This window comes from Paenibacillus sp. J14 (assembly GCF_000518465.1).
In the GTDB taxonomy this organism is placed as follows: Bacteria; Bacillota; Bacilli; order Paenibacillales; family Paenibacillaceae; genus Fontibacillus; species Fontibacillus barengoltzii.
Genome location: NZ_JADQ01000068.1, coordinates 1 through 20,539, shown reverse-complemented (window position 1 = coordinate 20,539; position 20,539 = coordinate 1). Strand labels below are relative to the sequence as shown.

Sequence of the window (20,539 nt, the reverse complement as noted above, 5' to 3'; positions counted from 1 at the left end):
GTCCGTTTGCACTAGGTTTTGAAAGAAACTGAACGTGCGTTTCTAGCTTGCAAGGGCTCTCCCTGACGAAGGCATAACATGTGGTAACCAACCCACGGATAGCAGCGTGCCGACCGTCGCTCGCATTTTTGCTCTCGCGCCACGTGCTCAGGCAGANTTAAAACCGAGGGCTTGACAAAAACGTTCATAGCAACGGACTGAGGAGCTCCTATTTCGGATAATTGCGTTGATCAGGTCCATGATAAGGCGACTTAAGGTCACTGAGGTCCGTTAGATTAGGAAATAGCCAGGAAATAGGCAAATAACGTCCTTACAGTCCGTTACGTTTACGAACGAGTTCAGATGTCTCCATTTGGTTCGCTATTTTTGGAGAGAAGGGAGAGGGGGGCCCGATGAAGGAAACCACGCTGTACCGCTTAACCGAGCAGGTTCGCCGGTTTGGCCAGCAGGAGCAGTTATGGTTGCCCGGAGATGTGATCGTTGTGGCGGTGTCCGGCGGAGTCGATTCTACGGTGCTGCTGCATATAATGAAGGAAATCGCTGGGGACAAGGAGCTGGGACTTGGGCTAATCTGCGCGCACCTTCATCACGGCTTACGCGGAGACGAGGCGGATCGGGATGCGGAATTTGTCCGTAAGCTTGCCAAGCAGCTGGGCATCCCTTTTGATCTGGGTTACGCGGATGTGCGGGCTTATATGAAGCAAACGGGGCAAAGCCTCGAGCTGGCGGCTCGGGAGAAACGGTACGAATATCTGCATCAGGTGGCCGCTCGTTATGGAGCATCGTCCATCGCCCTGGCTCATCATGCCGACGACCAGGCCGAGACGGTGCTGATGCGGCTGCTGCGGGGCAGCGGACCTTCTGGATTAGCCGGGATGCGACCCAAACGCCGCGAAAAAAATGTGGAACTTATCCGCCCCTTGCTCCGTATATACAAGACGGATTTGCTCCAGGCGTGCCGCGAATCCGGGCTGGCTTATGTCGAAGACAGCAGCAACCTGGATAAAGAGCTGACGCGGAATTCGATTCGGTTGGATGTGCTGCCATTTTTGGGGCAATATAATGGTCAGTTACCGGAATCGCTGAATCGGTTGGCGGTGCTGACTGCAGCGGAAGATGATTATCTGCATCAGGAAGCGGTAAAGTTGTACGCGGAGCTTGTGCGGACGGAGGGCGGGATTTTCTCGTTGGAAGCCCCTCTATTCTCCGGTTTACATGTTGCTTTACAACGGAGGTTGATTAAACTAATATTAAATTATCTGCCTTTAAGTACGGAGGATCGCGATTTTGTCAAGGTCGAAGCGATTCGTCAAGGGACGATTCAAGATCGGCCCACAACGTGGAGCTTAGACCTAGGCGGCGGCGTTAGATGCGTACGCGAATATGACAAGATCCGCTTTATCCCCCCGGCAGTAGAAAGTCGGATTCCTCATTATACATATTTGGTGGAACAAATTCCGGCAGAGGTGCCGATCGAGGGCCTGAGCCAGAGCTTGCGAATCACGCGGTCTGGCGCCGGCAGGGAGCTTCACGTCAAGGCAGAAGGAAATAACGAAGCGATATTTGATGCGGATGAGTTGGTTTATCCGCTTACCGTGCGTTCCCGTCTTCCGGGAGACGTGATGAAAGTTATGGGATTAAACGGCAGCAAAAAGGTAAAAGATATTTTCATCGACGCGAAAATACCACCATCCCTCCGCTCCCGCATCCCGATGGTCACGGATGCCGCAGGCCGGATCCTGTGGATTCCCGGCGTTCGCCGATCCGCAGTTGCTGCGGTGAACCCGCGCACGACCTCTGTTGTGCAAATGGTTCTTACGCCGCGCCCAGATTTGGATCGCACACCTTGAGGATTAGCGAAAGATCGGCATTCATAGAATAACGTAGGAGGTTCACTCATTTTGCTAAACGATATCCAGGAAATTTTGATTACGCGGGAACAAATTCAAGAGAAGGTTGCTGAGTTGGGCAAACAGCTGAGTGCGGAGTACGAAGGACGTAACCCGCTCGTAATCTGTATCTTGAAAGGCGCTTTTATTTTTATGGCCGATCTGGTTAAGGAAATTACGGTACCGATCGAGCTCGACTTCATGGCTGTCTCGAGTTATGGAGCAGGAACCCGTTCTTCCGGGGAAGTGAAAATCATCAAGGATTTGGATACCTCCGTGGAAGGCCGCGATATCTTGATCGTAGAGGACATTATCGATAGCGGGCTGACGCTCAGCTATTTGATTGATGTGCTTGAACGGCGCAAGGTTAAATCGGTTAAAATCGTTACGCTGTTTGATAAACCGGCACGGCGTACGGTGGATTTGCAAGCGGACCTGTCAGGGTTCGTTCTTCCGGACGCTTTCGTTGTCGGATACGGTCTGGATTATGCCGAGAAATACCGTAACCTCCCATTCATCGGAGTTCTGAAGCCGGAGATTTACACCAGTTGATTTCGTCGTCCGCTTGGACGAAAGACCACCCTTGCCGGAATTTTGAAATGGCGAGATTGGCTATGGTAAAATAACTTAAGGTCTTGAGAGGAGGTAGGGGATGAATCGGTTCATCCGGAATTCTGGTTTTTATTTAATACTTTTCTTAGTCGTGGTGGGCATCGTCCAATTCCTCAATGGCGGACAAGAAGCAACCGTCACCCCTAAGTATTCGGACTTACGTCAGGAACTGAAGGCTAATAATGTTGATGATCTAACCGTTAAATTTGACGGTTACGCTTATCTGGTAACCGGTAAGTATAAGGAACCTGTTGGAAACGACAAGACGAAGAATTTCTCTTTGTATGTGCCTTTTGACGAGAATGTCGTTAAGGAGATTATCGCATACAGCGAACAGAACAACTTTAGTCTGGAATGGAAGAAGATGCAAGGTGAGAGCATCTGGCTGACCTTCCTGACTTCGATTGTTCCGCTGGCGATTATGTTCATTCTGTTCTTCTTCTTGTTTAATCAAGCGCAGGGCGGCGGCGGCAAAGTGATGAACTTCGGCAAGAGCCGGGCGCGTCTCTATAATGAAGAGAAGAAGAAAGTCACGTTTGAAGATGTCGCAGGTGCCGATGAAGAGAAGCAAGAGCTTGTCGAAGTCGTTGAGTTTCTGAAAGATCCGCGGAAGTTCTCGGCCGTGGGGGCAAGAATTCCTAAAGGCGTTCTGCTTGTAGGCCCTCCGGGTACCGGTAAAACCTTGCTTGCCCGTGCAGTTGCCGGTGAAGCAGGGGTTCCGTTCTTCAGCATTTCCGGTTCTGATTTCGTGGAAATGTTCGTTGGGGTCGGCGCTTCCCGCGTGCGGGATTTGTTCGAGAACGCGAAGAAGAATGCGCCTTGTATCATCTTTATCGACGAAATTGACGCCGTTGGTCGTCAGCGGGGTGCTGGGCTTGGCGGCGGTCATGATGAACGCGAACAAACGCTCAACCAATTGCTCGTAGAAATGGACGGTTTCAGCGGCAATGAAGGCATTATCATCATCGCTGCAACGAACCGTGCAGATATTCTGGACCCGGCCTTGCTGCGTCCGGGACGTTTTGACCGTCAAATCACGGTAGACCGTCCGGATGTGAAGGGACGCGAAGCGGTCTTGAAAGTGCATGCGCGCAACAAGCCGCTGACCAAAGACGTCAAGCTGGACGTCATCGCGAAGCGTACGACGGGCTTTACCGGCGCTGATCTGGAGAACCTGCTGAACGAAGCGGCCCTCCTCGCCGCACGTCGGAACCGCAAAGATATTTCCATGACGGAAGTCGACGAAGCGATCGACCGCGTAATTGTCGGGACAGAGAAACGCAGCCGCGTCATCAGCGACCGCGAGAAGCGCATCGTGGCTTACCACGAAGCGGGTCACACGATTGTGGGTTACTTCTTGGAGCATGCCGATATGGTGCACAAGGTAACGATCATTCCACGCGGCCGCGCCGGCGGGTATGTCATTATGTTACCGAAGGAAGACCGCATGCTGGCCACGAAGAACGAGCTGCTGGATCGGGTAACCGGTTTGCTTGGCGGCCGCGTATCCGAGGAGCTGTTTATCGGTGAGATCGGAACCGGCGCGTACAGTGACTTCCAGCAAGCAACCAACATCGTGCGCAGCATGATCATCGAATACGGGATGAGCGAGAAGCTCGGTCCGATGCAGTTCGGTACATCGCAAGGCCAAGTATTCCTGGGCCGCGATATCGGGCACGAGCAGAACTATAGTGATCAAATCGCTTATGAGATCGATCAGGAAATGCAGCGGTTCATCAACGAATGTTATGAACGTTGTAAGCAGTTGCTGACGGAGCATGCCAAGGAAGTTCACCTCATTGCAGAAACATTGCTTGAAGTGGAAACCTTGGAGCTCGAGCAAATCAAGTCGCTGATTGAAACCGGTACGCTGGACGGCTTGAAGAAAGACGGCCAAGATGGCGGCAACGGTTCCTCCGAACCGGGTGAGCCGACGATCGACAGCGTGGGTGACGTTCGCGTTCGCATCCAAGGCAAAACTGAGGATACGGCGCCTGCTGCACCGGTCGGAGATATCCCGAATGATGTTCCGGGCGGCACCGCCAACGATCGGACGAACGATCCGGTGGTGGACACACCGCAAGGGACCGTCAGCGATACGCCAGGTCAAGCCGATTCGGCGGACGAAGGCAAGGATCCAAATAACGGAGGCAGCACGCCAACCGTGTAAACCATACTAGCAAAGACCTAATCCGGGAAACCTTCAGTTTCCCGGATTTTTTGCTTTAGAATGGATGGGATACATCGAGCGTATTGATGAGAACCAGAACAGGGTCCCCCAGCCTATCCTTAAAATTTTAGTTATTGCTGAATGTGCATATCTCCTCAATAATCCTTATTTTTCCTTCATTATCAAAGGCTAATGGGACTATACGCACCCGGACGGCGCATTGACAGTGCCTTTCACCTTGTGTAAATTAGTTGGTAAACACCGTGTGAAATTTAATACGTTCTTGCCGTTTCACGCAGGATTGTCATACAACGCAGCTAGAATCCCGGACTACGCGAAGAGATAGAGAGCCAGGATGGGGTTAATACAGCAACAGACGATACATGAGCTTATGGGGGAGGAATTCAAGTGGAGGCTCTAGCGCTTGAGCGTAAAGCCGAAATGAACCGCGAATTGCGGGAAAGGCTGGTTCAGCTCAAGAAAGAACGCAATGCCATCATACTGGCGCATTATTATCAGCGGGATGAAATCCAAGAAGTCGCGGATTTCCGGGGCGATTCATTTTTGCTCGCTCAGAAGGCCGCTTCGACGGACGCGGATACCATCGTATTCTGCGGCGTACATTTCATGGGCGAGAGCGCCAAGATCTTGGCGCCGAACAAGACGGTACTTATACCTGATGAACGTGCAGGCTGTCCGATGGCCGATATGGTAAATGTTGACGGCTTGCGCAAGTTGAAGGCGGAGCACCCAAATGCCAAAGTTGTAACCTACATTAACTCTTCCGCAGAAATCAAAGCGGAGACGGACATCTGCTGCACCTCGTCGAATGCGGTGAAGGTGATTAACTCCGTAGATGCAGACGAGATTATCTGGGTACCGGATAAGAACCTGGGCCATTACGTGCAACAGCATACCGACAAGAAGCTGATCATCTGGGAAGGCTATTGCAACACGCATGATATGCTGACGGTCAAAGACGTCGTTGAGATGAAAGCGAAATATCCGAACGCCGAGTTTGTCGTGCATCCGGAATGCCGCCCGGAAGTGGTGGCCATGGGCGATTTCGTCGGCAGCACTACGGCGATCATCGATTACTGCAAAAATTCCTCCACCAAAGAGTTTATCGTTGGTACGGAGGATGGAACTGGATACCAGCTGCGTAAAGACAGCCCGGACAAAACGTTCCATTTTGCCACGAAATATCTGGTGTGCCCGAACATGAAAGTCAATAATCTGAAGAAACTGGTGAAATGCCTGGAAACGATGCAGCCACAAATTTACGTACCGCCTGTCGTTGCCGACAAAGCCAGATTATCCTTAGAGCGCATGTTACAAGTTAAGTAGCATGCGCTACTCTCTTGTTCAAGATAGGTGACGAACGTGATTCCACAATATTTGGTTGATTTTGAGGCAAGCCGATTGACGGTCGTGGATACGGATGTGATTGTGATCGGTTCGGGGATTGCCGGTCTTTTTACCGCTATCAAAGCAAGTGAAAAGAATCGCGTAATCCTGGTCACGAAGAAATCCATGCTGGAGAGCAATACCCGGTATGCGCAGGGGGGGATTGCAGCCGTGATCTCTGAGGATGATTCCCCGGCCTATCATCGCCAGGATACGCTGTTGGCCGGCGCGGGATTATGCTCCTCCAAAGCGGTGGATATCCTTGTGAATGAGGGGCCGGAAGGCGTTAGAGAGCTCATGAAGCTGGGTACGTCCTTTGATTTGGAAAACGGGGAGCTGGCGCTCACGAAAGAGGGGGCTCATAGCCATCGCCGAATCTTGCATGCGCACGGGGATGCGACAGGGTATGAGATCGTGCGGGCGTTGTCCGAGCAGGCGGAAGCCCATCCGAACATCGAGGTTTGGGACAATCATTATGTAATCGATTTGATTACGGAGGAGAACGAATGCCTGGGCGCGTTAGTCCAGCGGCCTGACGGGCAGCGTGTGTTCCTGCGCGGGAATGCGACCATTCTATGCTCCGGCGGAGCCGGGCAGTTGTATCGTTATACGACCAATCCCGAGGTAGCCACAGGGGACGGCCTCGCCATCGCCTATCGGGCAGGAGCGGTGCTTCGCGATATGGAATTTATTCAATTTCATCCTACTTCGCTCTGCTACCCGGGCGCCCCGCGGTTCCTCATTTCCGAAGCGGTTCGCGGTGAAGGGGCCGTGCTGCGGAATATTAAAGGTGAGCGGTTCATGAGCAAGTACCATGAGCTGCTGGAGTTGGCCCCGCGGGATATCGTAGCGCGAGCCATCGTCAGCGAGATGGAGGAGACCGGAGCAAGTATCGTGTATCTCGATATCACGCACGAAGATCCGGAGAAGATCAAAGCGCGCTTTCCGACGATTTACGAAACCTGCCTGCGTTATGGGCTTGATTTGACCAGTGACTGGATTCCAGTCGCTCCGGCAGCGCATTATATGATGGGAGGCGTTCGCGTTAACCATTATGGCGAGACGAGTGTGCAACGGTTGTTCGCCTGCGGTGAGGTTTCATCGACCGGCGTGCACGGAGCCAATCGGCTTGCCAGCAATTCGCTGTCGGAAGCGATTGTGTTTGGCCGCCGGATTATCCAGCGGATCGAGGAGCTGCCGCCGCGAACTCGTACGGGCGAGACGGTGGCTTACCACGACGGCCGCATGGCGCCGGCTCCGTTCTCGCTGGTGGAACGCCGCCTTGACCTGCAAAAGACGATGGTGCGCCGTGTCGGCCTGCGCCGCACCGCAGGGGGGCTTACCAAGGGCATCGAGGAGTTGGAGAAGCACAAGGCGATTTTTAGCCAAGCGCTGCATACCCGTGACCAATGGGAGTATGCCAATATGTTGACCTGCGCGCTGCTGCTGGCCCAAGCGGCATTGGCTCGCGAGGAGAGCCGGGGTGGACACTACCGCGGGGACTTCCCGGAGCGGGATGACGCGAAATGGCGCAAGCATCTGTTGTGGCAACGGGATCAAGGGATGTTGGAGGAAATTAGCGATGATGTTTAATGGATATAATGAAGGGCTTGTGGAGTCTATCCGCAGCTGGCTGAAGGAAGACGTAGGCTCCGGAGACGTGACGACCGCCGTGACGATCCCTGCCGGCCATGAATCCAAAGGGATTATTCACGCCAAGCAAGGCGGCATTGTTGCCGGCATACCGGTAGCTCAGCTCGTCTTTGAGATCGTGGACCCCAGCTTAACGTTTACGCCGCACGTGAAGGACGGCGAACGCATCGAGAAAGGTACGATTCTCGCCGAGGTTGAAGGAAGCACGCATAGCATCTTAACCGGGGAGCGGTTAGCGCTGAATCTGCTGCAGCGCTTGTCCGGGATCGCTACACGGACGAACCTGTTCGTCGAGGCTTTGGGCGGCCTGCCAACTCGTTTGGTGGATACGCGCAAGACGACGCCGGGACATCGGATGCTGGAGAAGTATGCCGTCCGCACCGGGGGAGGTGCGAATCACCGCTTTGGGTTGTACGATGCGGTGATGATCAAGGATAATCATATCAAGGGGGCCGGGGGGATTACCCAAGCGGTCAGCCGCGCCCGGGCTCAGATTCCGCATACGATGACCATTGAGGTGGAGACGGAGAACCTCGAGCAGGTGGAGGAAGCGCTGCAAGCTGGAGCAGATATCATTATGCTCGACAACATGGCACCTGATCTGATGAAGGAAGCGGTGCGCCGAATCAAGGCGAAAGCGCCGCATGTAACGGTGGAAGCATCGGGCAACGTGTCGCTGGAAACGATTCGCGGCATTGCTGAGAGCGGCGTAGACGTCATTTCCGTGGGACGGTTGACGTATTCTTTTGAAAGCCTGGATATCAGTTTGGACCTGAACGGCAAAAAGGAGGCTTAACAGGCGCATGTTCCTTGTAGTCGATGTAGGCAATACGAATATCGTGTTGGGGATTTACCGGGGCAAGGAGTTGCTCCATCATTTCCGCATCAGCACGAACCGTCAAGCCACGGTGGACGAGTACGGCGTATTGATCCATAATCTGTTTGATATGGTAGGCATCCGGGGAAGTGAGATGGAAGGCGTCATCATTTCTTCGGTTGTTCCGCCGTTAATGCACGTGCTGGAAGAGCTGTGCGAAAAATATTTACATCACAAGCCGCTGGTTGTGGGGCCGGGCATCAAAACCGGGCTGAACCTGCGCTACGAAAACCCGCGCGAGGTAGGCGCGGACCGGATCGTCAACGCGGTGGCGGCTATCGAGAAGTACGGCGGGCCGCTGGTTGTTGTTGACTTCGGCACGGCCACAACATTTGACTGTATCGATGCTGCCGGCAATTATCTTGGCGGTGCGATTGTGCCGGGGATTGGCATCTCGACCGAAGCCCTGTATCAACGGGCGTCCAAGCTGCCGCGGATTGAGCTGGAGAAGCCGAAGAAGGTGATCGGGCGCAACACGGTGCATGCGATGCAGGCGGGGATTATTTTTGGCTATGCGGGCCAGGTTGATGGCATTGTGGAGCGGATTGCCCGGGAGATGGGTGCGAAACCGAAGGTGATTGCTACCGGAGGGTTGGCTGAGCTGATCGCCAGCGAGACGCGCACCATCGAGGAGGTTAACTCCCAGCTGACTTTGGAGGGCCTTCGCATTATTTACGAGCGCAATCAATGATGCGGATCATAGATTATGGAAATAATGAAAGGTTGATTGACCTTTAAGGGATGAAAGGAGGTCCTTCGCAACATGGACCATAACAATAAGAAAGACCGGTTGATCCGAGGGATCGCCATGGACGGGAAGGTACGCGCCTTTGCCGTGCGGACGACCCAGCTGGTGGAGGAGCTGCGCCGTCGGCATGATACTTATCCAACAGCTACCGCAGCTATGGGACGGACGGTGACTGCCGCTGCCATGATGGGGGCGATGCTCAAGGGCGAGGATAAGCTGACCGTTCAGGTAAAGGGCGACGGGCCGATCGGACAGATCATTGCCGATGCGAACGCCAAGGGCGAAGTGCGCGGTTACGTCAAGAACCCGCATGTCCACTTGCCAAGCAACAGTCAAGGGAAACTGGACGTGCGCGGTGCAGTCGGCACCGAAGGGTTCATCCATGTCACGAAGGATCTGGGGCTCAAGGAACCGTATCGCGGGAGCGTGCCGTTGATTTCCGGTGAATTGGGTGAGGATTTCACCTATTATTTTGCCGTATCGGAGCAAACGCCATCCGCGGTTGGACTTGGCGTCCTGGTCGATGTAGATAATTCGGTGATCGTAGCCGGGGGCTTCATCATTCAACTGCTCCCAGGCTTAAGCGATTCGGAGATTGATTCGATCGAAAAGGCGATAGGACAGCTTCCACCGGTTACGGCTTTGCTTGACCAAGGGCTGGAGCTGGAAGAAATGCTTCGCTGGATCGTGAAGGATGTGCAGATCCTGGAGGAGATGGACATCGTCTTTTCCTGCAACTGTTCCCGGGAACGGGTTGAACGCACGCTGATCAGCTTGGGCAAGAAGGAGCTGGAGGAGCTGCGGGACGAAGGAAAAGAGACGGAGGTTGTGTGCGATTTCTGCAATGAGCCTTACTTGTTTACGCCGGAGGAAATCGACCAGCTGATCGCTAGAACCGAGAAATAAATTATTGTGAAGTATGACTGAGTAGGTCCAAAATACTTTGCGATCGGGGGCTTAAGTCCCTTGAAAGCAAAGTATTTTTTGTGACTTTTCTTGACAACTCCGATCGGCGTTGTTAAGATTATAATTAGAAAACCAACTTAATTACTCGGAAATAAATGAAAGTCGATGAATCGTGCATCCTAAATCTCAGCTTTCATTTGTGGGGCAGCCAGATCGATTTGGTTATTTTTATCCAAAGGGAGGATATTTGATATGGCAAAAGTCGTCAACAATGTTACGGAATTGATCGGAGATACGCCGCTGGTCCGTTTGAACCGGGTTGTACCGGAGGACAGTGCGGAAATCTACGTGAAGCTGGAATACCAAAACCCAGGCTCCAGCGTCAAGGATCGGATTGCAATCAGCATTGTGGAAGAGGCGGAAAAAGCCGGCAAGCTGAAACCGGGTGGCACGATTATCGAAGCGACCAGCGGAAACACCGGGATTGGCCTGGCGATGGTCGCTGCAGCCAAAGGCTATAAAGCTGTCATTGTCATGCCGGAAACGATGAGCTTGGAACGCCGCAACCTGTTGCGCGCTTACGGGGCAGAGCTTGTCCTGACGCCAGGGGCCGAGGGCATGAACGGTGCGGTGAAGAAAGCCGAAGAACTGCTAGCTGCGAATCCGGATTATTTCCTGGCAGACCAATTTAGAACTCAAGCGAACGTGAAGATTCACCGCGAGACGACGGGGCCGGAAATCGTTGAAGCAATCGAATCGCTGGATGGACGTCTGGATGCATTTGTTGCAGGGATCGGTACTGGCGGTACGATTACCGGTGCGGGTGAAGTATTGAAGAAACGGTTCCCGGATCTGAAAATCTACGCCGTTGAACCGGCAGCATCGCCGATTTTGGCTGGCGGTAAACCAGGTCCTCACAAAATCCAAGGTCTCGGTGCGAACTTCATTCCAGAAATTTTGAACCGTGAAATTTATGATGAAATCATTCATGTCGAGAACGAAGAAGCGTTCGAACAAGCGCGTATTGTAGCAAGACAAGAAGGCATTCTGTCCGGGATCTCTTCCGGTGCTGCAGTGTTTGCTGCATTGAAAGTTGCGAAGCAACTGGGTAAAGGCAAACGTGTCGTTGCCGTTATTCCAAGTAACGGTGAACGTTATCTCAGCACGCCGCTGTACAATTTCGAAGCTTAATCGTTTCGCGGTAAGAGCGATGATCACCCCCGGCCGTTCCAACCGAACGGTCTGGGGTTTTTATTTTTTGCGATAGATGTTTTCCTATTAGGCGTCTTCTAGTATACTAGCTTCCAATAAGACAAGAGCTTCTTCAGGCTGAGAATGTGGGGGATCACGCGCGCTTCATGAAAAAGATAATGACTTGGGAGCAATGGAGAGAATGGGGGAACACGGGCAACTGGACGGTGCTGCCCTTCGCGGTCAAAATTCCGCTGCCGGCTGTCGGCTTGCCTGAGAACTGGTCCCGGGCCTGGGAGGAAGCCGGGCCATATGCCTTTGTGTTGGAGAGCGGCAAGGTTGGACGCTATACCTTCTTGGGGCTGAATCCGGTCTCCGTCCTTCGCGGTAAGGGCGATCAGGCCGTGGTGGAGGATTTTGCTTCCGGCAAAGTTTCAGTCAAGTCAGGCAAGCCGCTCGATATGCTGCGGGACTGGATGGAACCATTTCGTTCGCCGGGTTGGTCGGGGTTGCCGAAATTCAGCGGCGGGGCGGTGGGTTATCTCGCCTATGACGTCGCACGATCGCTAGAACGGCTGCCCAACCTGGCACAGGACGATCTGGGCCTGGATGATTACGTCTGGATGCGGTTCGAGGAGCTGTGGGTCATCGATCAAGCGGAAGGCGATGTGTATTGCATCGTCCATGTCCCGATTGCGTCGCTGCCTTTGGATCAGCTGCGTGACCGCTATCACCTCGCTGAGGCGCGGGCTGTACGAATGGCAGAGCTGTGGGCTGGCTTTTGCACGTCGGCGAAGGACTCGGTAGGTACAGGGAGTGCCGCGGCGGACTCCCCTTCACTTCCCGACGAGGAGTTGGAACGCCGGCGCTTGTCCGTCTCCATGCCGCAGGAGGCGTTTGAAGCGGCGGTGCGACGGGTGCAGGAATATATCGCGGCTGGCGACGTCTTCCAGGTGAATCTTTCGCTGCGCCAAGCATTTCCGTTGGCCGCTTCGCCGGAGCGGGTGTATGAGCAGCTGCGCAAGCTGAATCCTTCGCCGTATATGGGTTTGCTCCGGTTCCCGGACTTCCAGCTCGTATCCGCTTCGCCGGAGTTGCTGGTGAAGGTGGAGCAGGGGCGAATCAGCACCCGACCGATTGCGGGAACGAGACGGCGTGGACATACGCCGCAGGAGGATCAGCGGATGGAGGCCGAGCTGCTGGCCAGCGAGAAGGAGCAAGCCGAGCACATCATGCTCGTCGACCTTCTGCGCAACGATATCGGCCGGGTGGCGGAGTATGGGACGGTGCGGGTCAGCGAGCTGTTTACCGTGGAGCGGTATTCGCACGTCATGCATCTGGTCTCCGAGGTCGAAGGAGTGCTGAATGCGGATCGTACGATTTATGATGCGATTGCGGCTGTTTTTCCTGGGGGAACGATCACCGGAGCGCCTAAAGTGCGGACGATGGAAATTATCGAGGAGCTTGAGCCTGTCACGAGAGGCCCTTACACCGGCGCAATGGGATGGATTGACTATGCCGGGAATATCGAATTAAATATTATTATACGTACGCTGGTCACGAAGGACGGCGTCGGCTACTTGCAGACAGGTGCCGGCATTGTCATCGATTCAGACCCGTATCGTGAGTATAGGGAATGTTTGAACAAAGCTAGAGCCGTTGCTCTGGCTGTACAACAGAGTTGAGGATTTTCAGAAGAGCCAGCTGGACAAAGTCTAGGACAGGAGATGAGATGAGATGATTTTAGTGATCGACAATTATGATTCTTTCACGTACAATCTGGTGCAGTATTTAGGTGAGTTAGGCGAGGAAGTAACTGTCCGCCGCAACGATGAGATCGATCTTGCGGGTATTGAGGCTTTGCAGCCGGATCATATTTTGATATCCCCCGGCCCGTGTACGCCCAATGAGGCTGGGATCACGTTGAATTTGATTGAGCATTTTAAAGGGGTTATCCCGATCTTTGGCGTTTGTCTGGGGCATCAGGCCATTGGTCAAGCCTTTGGCGGCAAGGTAATTCGCGCCGAACGCTTGATGCATGGCAAGACATCGCCTATTTACCATCATGGAGAATCGGTGTTTGCCGGTCTGCCGTCCCCCTTCACGGCTACGCGATATCATTCGCTGATCGTGGAGCGCGAGAGTCTGCCGGATTGCCTGGAGATTACGGCAGAGACGGCGGAAGGGGAGATCATGGGGCTGCGCCACAAAGAGTATGCCGTCGAGGGCGTGCAGTTCCATCCGGAATCGATCATTACCCAGCATGGACACCAAATTCTCCGTAACTTCTTGAACCGAAAGGCGGAAGCCAAAGCATGAATTACATCGGGGTGGATGGCGTTCCGACCCCGGCCGATCAAGCCGTGATCTCTGTGATGGATCACGGCTTTATGTACGGGCTCGGTTTATTTGAAACGTTCCGCACCTACGGAGGGCGCCCGTTCCTGCTAGAACAGCATCTCCAGCGGCTGGAGACAGGCTGCAAGGCGCTTGGGATTGCGCACCAGGTTGATCATGGCCGGGTTGAAGCGGAAATCGCCGAGCTGCTTGCGCGGAACGGATTGGACGAAGGTTACATTCGATATACGGTGACGGCTGGCGAAGGGCCGCTGGGCTTGCCTGTCGGTGACTACGAGAAACCAAGGGTCGTGATCTATGTGAAGCCGCTGCCCGACCCTGGGGAGACGCTGTACACGGATGGGAAGCCGTTATGGCGGCTGACAACGCCTCGCAATACGCCGGAGGGCGAGGTGCGTTTCAAGTCACTGCACTATATGAACAATGTGTTGGCGAAGCGCGAACTCGCTCGGTTAGAACGGGAGGCGCTGCAGACGGCAGACGCTCCTGCAGCGAATGCCCAACCGCATGTGCACGGACGTCGATCTGCTGCAGCACCCGCTGAGGGACTGCTGCTGACGGCGGATGGCTGGCTGGCGGAGGGGATCGTCAGCAATGTATTTTTTGCACGAAATGGAAGATTATATACACCGGATGTGGAAACCGGCATTCTCCCCGGCGTTACCCGCGCGAAGGTGCTGGAGCTGGCAGCTGAGCAAGGGATTGCGGCGGAGGAAGGTCGCTACACTTGGGACGAGCTGTTGGCGGCTGACGAGGTCTTCCTGACGAATTCGATTCAGGAGCTTGTGCCGGTGACGGAACTGGTGGAGTCTGACCAGCCCGGAGGCCGAGGGTCACTACGGCGCACAGTGGGAACCGGACGAATCGGACCGATGACGTGTCTGTTATTGGGGAAATATAGAGAGAAAGCGAGGAGTGGCGATGCAGCCGATCATCTATAAGCGCAGCTACCAGCTGGGCGAGGCCTCTTTAACGTTGGGGGAGCGCACGCTGGTGATGGGAATTTTGAATGTGACGCCGGACTCTTTTTCCGATGGAGGTCGTTACAATAATGTAGAGCGCGCCGTTCAGCACGCCCGTGAAATGGTTGCAGAAGGTGGGGATATTATTGATATCGGCGGGGAGTCGACACGTCCAGGCCATGTGCCTGTAAGTGAACAGGAAGAGCTGGAACGGGTCATTCCTGTCGTTGAGGCACTTCATCGCGAGCTTCCTCACATTCCGTTGTCGGTCGATACGTACAAGGCGCAGGTGGCATACGAAGCGTTGAAGGCCGGGGCGCATATCATAAATGATGTCTGGGGTTTTAAGGCGGAGCCGCGGATGGCGGAAGTGGCGGCGGAGTTTGGTTGTCCGGTGATTTTGATGCATAACCGTCATGATCGTCATTACCGCGATTTGCTTGCCGATGTGGCTGCGGATTTGCGGGAGAGCGTGGAGATTGCCCGAAAGGCCGGCGTTTCAGATGAAAATATTATTTTGGACCCCGGCATCGGCTTTGCTAAGGACTATCACGAAAATCTGCGTGTCATGAAGGCGTTGGACGAATTAGCGGCATTGGGGTTCCCGTTGCTGCTGGGGACGTCTCGCAAACGGTTTATCCGCACCGCATTGGATCTTCCGGTCGATGAGGTGGTGTTCGGAACGGCGGCCACCGTGGCGTTGGGAATTGCGCAAGGCTGCCAAATCGTCCGTGTCCATGACGTGAAAGAGATCAAGCAAACCGTGCAGATGTGCGATGCCATCGTGTATGCTTGACCATTTGCCGGTAAAGGAGCTGAAATGAATGGATAAAATCGTGCTGCGGCACTTGGAATATTACGGGTATCACGGTGTTTTTGAGGAAGAGCGTAAGCTCGGTCAACGATTTTATGTAGATTTGGAATTGGAGTTGGATCTGCATGAGGCCGGGGTTAACGACGATTTAACGCAGACGGTCAATTATGCCGAAGTGCATGAGCTGGTCAAGGGGGTCGTTGAGAAGAAGAGCTTCAAGCTTATCGAAGCCCTGGCGGAGCATATTGCATCTGCGGTATTGGACACTTATACTAGGGTAGATGCGTTAACGGTTCGAGTTACGAAGCCGCATCCGCCGTTTGACGTACATTTTGACGGTGTGACGGTCGAGTTGTATCGTTCCAGAAAGTGAGCTAATATTTATGACTATGACATCTCCCTCTGAGCTTTCAGAGGCTTATATTGCTTTAGGGGCTAATCTAGGCGACCGCGAAGCCACTTTGATGCAGGCGATCTCAGAATTGCAGAAGCACCCGGAGATCGAGGTCCTGCGGTGCTCCAATCTCTATGAGACGGATCCGGTTGGTTATTTGGATCAGCCTTGTTTTGTGAATATGGCCGTTGCGGTCCGCACTTCGCTGGAACCTGAGGCGTTGCTGACCTTCATGCTCGATATTGAGCTGCGACTGGGACGGGAGCGTACGATTCGCTTTGGGCCGCGAACGGTGGACCTGGATTTATTGTGGGCTGACGGCAGGGTGATGGACACCCCGCTTCTGACCTTACCGCACCCGCGGATGATGGAGCGTGCTTTTGTGCTCATTCCCTTAGCCGACATCGTGCCGGAAGGAGAGCCTTCCGGGCTGTTTGAACAGATTCATCAAGCTCTAGACAACTTAGATGGAAAGGAAGGCGTCCGGTTTTGGAAAACATGCAACTGGCACAGCGCATCCGCGCTTTCCGAAAGCTAAAAGGCTTCACCCAGCAAGAGCTGGCAGAGAAGTCCGGCGTATCCCTGGCCTTATTGGGCGCGGTAGAACGGGGGAACCGCCGGGCAGATGAGCAAATGTTAACGAAGATTGCCCAATGTTTAGGAATATCTTTAGCGGAGCTCAAGTCGGATTTGTAGTGCACCGCTGATTTTTAACTATTTTATTGCATGGGAGGGAACCATCTTGCTGAAGATTGGCGATGTGGAATTGAAGAACCGAGTCGTACTTGCCCCGATGGCAGGCGTATGTAATCCAGCCTTCCGTCTGATTGCCAAAGAATTTGGGACCGGGCTGGTCTGCGCCGAGATGGTTAGCGATAAAGCGATCCTTCACGGCAATAAGCGGACGCGAGAAATGCTCTTTGTGGACGAGCGGGAAAAGCCGCTCAGTCTGCAAATTTTCGGCGGGGATCGCGCGTCGCTGGTCGAAGCGGCAAAAGTCGTCGATCAGGAAACCAATGCCGACATCATCGATATTAATATGGGCTGCCCTGTGCCGAAGGTGACGAAATGTGACGCTGGGGCACGCTGGCTGCTTGACCCGAATAAAATATACGAAATGGTTGCGGCGGTTGTGGATGCGGTAAGTAAACCGGTCACGGTAAAAATGCGCATAGGCTGGGACGCGGAGCACATCTACGTCGTGGACAACGCTAAAGCGGTTGAACGAGCCGGCGGTAAAGCTGTGAGTGTTCATGGTCGGACGCGGGAGCAGCTATACACTGGAAAAGCGGACTGGAGTTACATCCGACAAGTGAAGGAAGCGGTGTCGATTCCCGTCATTGGGAACGGCGATGTGGCGACACCGGAGGATGCGAAACGGATGCTGGATGAGACCGGCTGTGACGGTGTGATGATCGGACGCGGAGCGCTCGGTAACCCTTGGATGCTGTACCGGACGGTTGAATACTTGAAAACAGGCGTATTGCTTCCTGAGCCGGATGCGGAGGAGAAGATTCGCATTGCGATCCTTCACATGGACCGTCTAGCGGCGTTGAAGGGTGAGCTTGTTGCTGTTCGTGAAATGCGCAAACATTTGGCTTGGTATTTAAAAGGGTTGAAAGGGGCAGCGCGCATCAAAGACCTCATTATGGAAGAAACTCGGCGGGACGAGATGGTGCGGATTCTTGAGAATTTTGTTGCTGATTTGGCGGCGGGAACGGTACCCGATGAGGTGTCCGCCTAAACGTTGAAGTGGAGAGGGGTGTCCTCGAATGGGGGACCTCTATACACATGAAACGTTTACATTTGTAAAATCGGGCGTCATTGACATTTCAGAATCGTTCACCTATAATTTCACAATATAAATTCGCCTCAAGTGTCAGTCTCTCCCAAATGAGGGTCTGACCCTTATCACATATTGCATATAATAAACACAACAAGTAAGCATCGAAGTGATCACTGTGGCCGGAAGCGAGCGCTTCCATGCACCTGGGCGGCAGTGGTAGGGCAAAGGAACTATACCATTTGGGAATCGTTCGTTTGCCAGGGGGAGTTTTCGGGTGCCGCACGTACCGTGCGAAAATTTTTTCCATGACAGGAGAATCGGTTGAGATGAGCGATAAAGAAGTTATCCTTACCCAAGACGGTCTGAAAAGACTGGAAGAAGAATTGGAGAACTTGAAGTCCGTGAAACGCCGTGAAGTGGCGGAACGGATCAAGGTTGCCATCGGATACGGGGATATCAGCGAGAACTCGGAATATGAGGACGCCAAGAACGAGCAAGCATTTATTGAAGGACGCATCATTACTCTGGAGAAAATGCTTCGCAACGCGCGGATCATCAACAACGATGAAATCGACACGGATACGGTAAGCATTGGTTCGATCGTGACGGTGGAAGATCTGGAATTCGGCGATACGATGGAATATGCGATCGTCGGGACGGCAGAATCCGATCCGATGCAGAACAAAATTTCGAATGAAAGTCCTGTCGGCAAAGCCATTCTTGGGAAGAAAAAAGGCGCCATCGTAGACGTTAACGTTCCGGCAGGCGTGATTCAATATAAAATCGTAGACATTAAGAAGTAAGGCGGAATGAGCGAGAGAAGAAGCTTCCCCAGCGGAGGCTTCTTTCACTGTTTCTTTTGTCGGCGAGCAAATTCAGCTGGATTAAGGAGTGGAGTAGGGTAATGAGCGAAGAGATGAATAACCAGGAAGCGATGGAGGTCAGCGAGCTGCTGCAAATTCGCCGTGATAAATTGGACGAGCTGCGCGGGCTTGGCATCGATCCTTTTGGCAAAAAATTTGAACGCACCGACATGGCGGGGGACATTCTCCGGCAATATGACGGGCTGACCAAGGAAGAATTGGAGGAGAAGCGCGTCGAGGTGACCATTGCTGGAAGAATCATGGCTAAGCGGGTCATGGGGAAAGCCAGCTTTGCGCACCTGCAGGACTTGTCTGGCAAAATTCAGATTTATGTCCGTCAAGACAGCGTGCCTGAAGTGAAGTATCAGGCGTTCAGCATTCTGGACCTTGGGGATATCGTCGGGGTAACGGGTGAGGTGTTCAAAACCAAAACTGGTGAAACGACGATCAAGGTGAAGGACTTAGAGGTGCTGTCGAAGTCGTTGTATCCGTTGCCGGACAAATATCACGGTTTGAAAGACGTTGAGCTGCGTTATCGCCAGCGTTATGTCGACTTGATCGTGAATCCTGAAGTGCAGCAGACGTTCATCAAGCGTTCGCAGATCATCCGATCCATGCGCCGTTACCTGGATTCCCTCGGATATTTGGAAGTGGAAACGCCAACGCTGCATAACATTGCTGGCGGTGCGGCTGCCCGTCCGTTTATTACGCACCACAATGCGTTGGACATGCAGTTGTATATGCGGATCGCCATCGAGCTTCACTTGAAGCGACTGATCGTTGGCGGCTTGGAGAAAGTTTATGAAATCGGCCGGGTTTATCGGAACGAAGGGATTTCGACGCGTCACAACCCGGAATTTACGATGATCGAGCTGTATGAAGCTTATGCCGACTATAAAGATATTATGGCGCTTACGGAAAATCTGATCTCCCATATCGCGCAGGAAGTGCTCGGGACTCAAGTGGTACATTACCAAGGGCATGAGGTTAACTTGAAGCCGCAATGGCGCCGTGTGTCCATGGTTGATGCAGTTAAAGAAGTAACCGGCGTCGATTTCAGCGTGCAAATGAGCAATGAAGAGGCGCATCGTTTGGCGAAGGAGCACAATGTGCCAGTTGAGCCGCATATGACGTATGGTCATATTTTGAACGCATTCTTTGAGCAATTTGTTGAAGAAACATTAATTCAACCTACGTTCGTTTACGGACATCCGGTTGAGATCTCGCCGCTCGCGAAGAAGAACGAGCAGGATCCGCGGTTTACAGATCGCTTTGAGCTGTTTATCGTAGCCCGTGAGCATGCGAATGCCTTTACGGAACTGAACGACCCGATCGACCAGCGTCAACGTTTCGAAGCGCAATTGCTTGAACGTGAACAAGGTAACGATGAAGCGCATGAAATGGATGAGGACTTCATCCGTGCCCTCGAGTACGGGATGCCTCCGACTGGTGGTTTGGGTATTGGGGTGGACCGTCTGGTGATGCTGTTGACTGACTCGGCATCCATCCGTGACGTGCTGTTGTTCCCGCATATGCGTTCTGCGGAATAAGAGTTTGGACGAGAACAAGCCCGGCTTTGGCTGGGCTTGTTGTTTTATTATGGCTTTAGCCAGTTGAGCTCGTGAAGCGTGCGAAACAAAAAACCACCCGCTATGCGGGTGGAGGAACGAAGGTTTGACCAACTAGACCATTCCCATAAAATTGAGATGTTCAGGCTCAATAAAAGAAAGGAATGGTCTTAGATGGCAAACAAGAGCTATAGTTTAGCTCACACGAAGTGGATGTGCAAATACCATATCGTGTTCACCCCGAAGTATAGACGGAAAGAGATCTATAATCAAGTGAGGAGAGATTTGATCGAAATATTTAAGCGTCTGTGCAAATACAAGGGAGTGGAGATCATAGAAGG

The 20,539-nt window shown here is 53.2% G+C and carries 20 protein-coding genes; all 20 read left to right on the top strand.

Translation table 11 applies throughout. The features are described from left to right. The first annotated feature begins 392 nt into the window (after positions 1–392). Positions 393–1,850: a tRNA lysidine(34) synthetase TilS gene (gene tilS, locus M891_RS0119775; RefSeq protein WP_028540005.1), complete on the top strand. Its 1,458-nt coding sequence runs from the start codon at positions 393–395 to the stop codon at positions 1,848–1,850. A 51-nt stretch (positions 1,851–1,901) separates the two neighbouring features. Further along, positions 1,902–2,441 (top strand): hypoxanthine phosphoribosyltransferase, encoded by a 540-nt coding sequence (gene hpt / locus M891_RS0119770; RefSeq protein WP_009226313.1) that lies wholly within the window; start codon positions 1,902–1,904, stop codon positions 2,439–2,441. Between the two features lie 100 nt (positions 2,442–2,541). Beyond that, the gene (gene ftsH / locus M891_RS0119765; RefSeq protein WP_016314668.1) at positions 2,542–4,671 is read left to right on the top strand and encodes an ATP-dependent zinc metalloprotease FtsH; all 2,130 of its coding nucleotides are present in this window, start codon (positions 2,542–2,544) and stop codon (positions 4,669–4,671) included. A gap of 408 nt (positions 4,672–5,079) precedes the next feature. Next, positions 5,080–6,018 (top strand): quinolinate synthase NadA, encoded by a 939-nt coding sequence (gene nadA / locus M891_RS0119760; RefSeq protein WP_016314667.1) that lies wholly within the window; start codon positions 5,080–5,082, stop codon positions 6,016–6,018. Positions 6,019–6,054: 36 nt separating this feature from the next. Further along, positions 6,055–7,671 carry an L-aspartate oxidase gene (gene nadB, locus M891_RS0119755; RefSeq protein WP_028540004.1) on the top strand — a complete coding sequence of 539 codons (1,617 nt, stop codon included), beginning with the start codon at positions 6,055–6,057 and terminating at the stop codon, positions 7,669–7,671. Next, complete coding sequence (gene nadC, locus M891_RS0119750) at positions 7,661–8,527, top strand: carboxylating nicotinate-nucleotide diphosphorylase (RefSeq protein WP_028540003.1); 867 nt, start codon at positions 7,661–7,663, stop codon at positions 8,525–8,527. The genes nadB and nadC overlap by 11 nt, the downstream gene beginning before the upstream one ends. A 7-nt stretch (positions 8,528–8,534) precedes the next feature. Further along, positions 8,535–9,299: a type III pantothenate kinase gene (locus M891_RS0119745; RefSeq protein WP_016314664.1), complete on the top strand. Its 765-nt coding sequence runs from the start codon at positions 8,535–8,537 to the stop codon at positions 9,297–9,299. Positions 9,300–9,371: 72 nt separating this feature from the next. Next, entirely contained in the window at positions 9,372–10,262 is an 891-nt protein-coding gene (gene hslO / locus M891_RS0119740; RefSeq protein WP_016314663.1) for an Hsp33 family molecular chaperone HslO, read from the top strand. 252 nt (positions 10,263–10,514) lie between these two features. Further along, on the top strand, positions 10,515–11,453 hold the full coding sequence (cysK, locus tag M891_RS0119735; RefSeq protein WP_016314662.1) for a cysteine synthase A: 939 nt from the start codon (positions 10,515–10,517) through the stop codon (positions 11,451–11,453). A 167-nt stretch (positions 11,454–11,620) separates the two neighbouring features. After that, positions 11,621–13,138, top strand: a complete 1,518-nt coding sequence (locus M891_RS0119730; RefSeq protein ID WP_028540002.1) for an anthranilate synthase component I family protein — start codon at positions 11,621–11,623, stop codon at positions 13,136–13,138. A 52-nt stretch (positions 13,139–13,190) separates the two neighbouring features. Further along, positions 13,191–13,772: an aminodeoxychorismate/anthranilate synthase component II gene (gene pabA, locus M891_RS0119725; protein WP_016314660.1), complete on the top strand. Its 582-nt coding sequence runs from the start codon at positions 13,191–13,193 to the stop codon at positions 13,770–13,772. Then, on the top strand, positions 13,769–14,752 hold the full coding sequence (locus M891_RS0119720; RefSeq protein ID WP_028540001.1) for an aminotransferase class IV: 984 nt from the start codon (positions 13,769–13,771) through the stop codon (positions 14,750–14,752). The genes pabA and M891_RS0119720 overlap by 4 nt, the downstream gene beginning before the upstream one ends. After that, positions 14,733–15,569, top strand: a complete 837-nt coding sequence (folP, locus tag M891_RS0119715; protein ID WP_028540000.1) for a dihydropteroate synthase — start codon at positions 14,733–14,735, stop codon at positions 15,567–15,569. Before M891_RS0119720 ends, folP begins: the two co-directional genes overlap by 20 nt. 28 nt (positions 15,570–15,597) lie before the next feature. Then, positions 15,598–15,960, top strand: a complete 363-nt coding sequence (folB, locus tag M891_RS0119710) for a dihydroneopterin aldolase (RefSeq protein ID WP_016314657.1) — start codon at positions 15,598–15,600, stop codon at positions 15,958–15,960. Between the two features lie 10 nt (positions 15,961–15,970). Then, the gene (folK, locus tag M891_RS0119705) at positions 15,971–16,519 is read left to right on the top strand and encodes a 2-amino-4-hydroxy-6-hydroxymethyldihydropteridine diphosphokinase (protein WP_028539999.1); all 549 of its coding nucleotides are present in this window, start codon (positions 15,971–15,973) and stop codon (positions 16,517–16,519) included. Beyond that, positions 16,471–16,677 (top strand): helix-turn-helix domain-containing protein, encoded by a 207-nt coding sequence (locus M891_RS0119700; protein ID WP_016314655.1) that lies wholly within the window; start codon positions 16,471–16,473, stop codon positions 16,675–16,677. Before folK ends, M891_RS0119700 begins: the two co-directional genes overlap by 49 nt. Positions 16,678–16,723: 46 nt before the next feature. Next, positions 16,724–17,725 (top strand): tRNA dihydrouridine synthase DusB, encoded by a 1,002-nt coding sequence (gene dusB / locus M891_RS0119695; protein ID WP_028539998.1) that lies wholly within the window; start codon positions 16,724–16,726, stop codon positions 17,723–17,725. A 368-nt stretch (positions 17,726–18,093) separates the two neighbouring features. Then, positions 18,094–18,570, top strand: a complete 477-nt coding sequence (gene greA, locus M891_RS0119690) for a transcription elongation factor GreA (RefSeq protein ID WP_009226297.1) — start codon at positions 18,094–18,096, stop codon at positions 18,568–18,570. Positions 18,571–18,671: 101 nt separating this feature from the next. Continuing rightward, on the top strand, positions 18,672–20,180 hold the full coding sequence (gene lysS / locus M891_RS0119685; protein ID WP_016314652.1) for a lysine--tRNA ligase: 1,509 nt from the start codon (positions 18,672–18,674) through the stop codon (positions 20,178–20,180). Positions 20,181–20,372: 192 nt separating this feature from the next. Beyond that, positions 20,373–20,539 (top strand): transposase (locus M891_RS0119680; RefSeq protein ID WP_028538915.1); only part of this gene is annotated, 167 nt, incomplete at its 3' end.

Excerpts from the sequence above, each read along its gene's own strand:
- M891_RS0119745 (WP_016314664.1), top strand. The coding sequence starts at position 8,535 with ATGTTCCTTGTAGTCGATGTAGGCAATACGAATATCGTGTTGGGGATT.
- cysK (WP_016314662.1), top strand. The coding sequence starts at position 10,515 with ATGGCAAAAGTCGTCAACAATGTTACGGAATTGATCGGAGATACGCCG.
- lysS (WP_016314652.1), top strand. The coding sequence starts at position 18,672 with ATGAGCGAAGAGATGAATAACCAGGAAGCGATGGAGGTCAGCGAGCTG.
- pabA (WP_016314660.1), top strand. The coding sequence starts at position 13,191 with ATGATTTTAGTGATCGACAATTATGATTCTTTCACGTACAATCTGGTG.
- folK (WP_028539999.1), top strand. The coding sequence starts at position 15,971 with ATGACTATGACATCTCCCTCTGAGCTTTCAGAGGCTTATATTGCTTTA.
- folP (WP_028540000.1), top strand. The coding sequence starts at position 14,733 with ATGCAGCCGATCATCTATAAGCGCAGCTACCAGCTGGGCGAGGCCTCT.
- M891_RS0119720 (WP_028540001.1), top strand. The coding sequence starts at position 13,769 with ATGAATTACATCGGGGTGGATGGCGTTCCGACCCCGGCCGATCAAGCC.
- folB (WP_016314657.1), top strand. The coding sequence starts at position 15,598 with ATGGATAAAATCGTGCTGCGGCACTTGGAATATTACGGGTATCACGGT.
- ftsH (WP_016314668.1), top strand. The coding sequence starts at position 2,542 with ATGAATCGGTTCATCCGGAATTCTGGTTTTTATTTAATACTTTTCTTA.
- nadC (WP_028540003.1), top strand. The coding sequence starts at position 7,661 with ATGATGTTTAATGGATATAATGAAGGGCTTGTGGAGTCTATCCGCAGC.
- M891_RS0119730 (WP_028540002.1), top strand. The coding sequence starts at position 11,621 with ATGAAAAAGATAATGACTTGGGAGCAATGGAGAGAATGGGGGAACACG.
- greA (WP_009226297.1), top strand. The coding sequence starts at position 18,094 with ATGAGCGATAAAGAAGTTATCCTTACCCAAGACGGTCTGAAAAGACTG.
- hslO (WP_016314663.1), top strand. The coding sequence starts at position 9,372 with ATGGACCATAACAATAAGAAAGACCGGTTGATCCGAGGGATCGCCATG.
- tilS (WP_028540005.1), top strand. The coding sequence starts at position 393 with ATGAAGGAAACCACGCTGTACCGCTTAACCGAGCAGGTTCGCCGGTTT.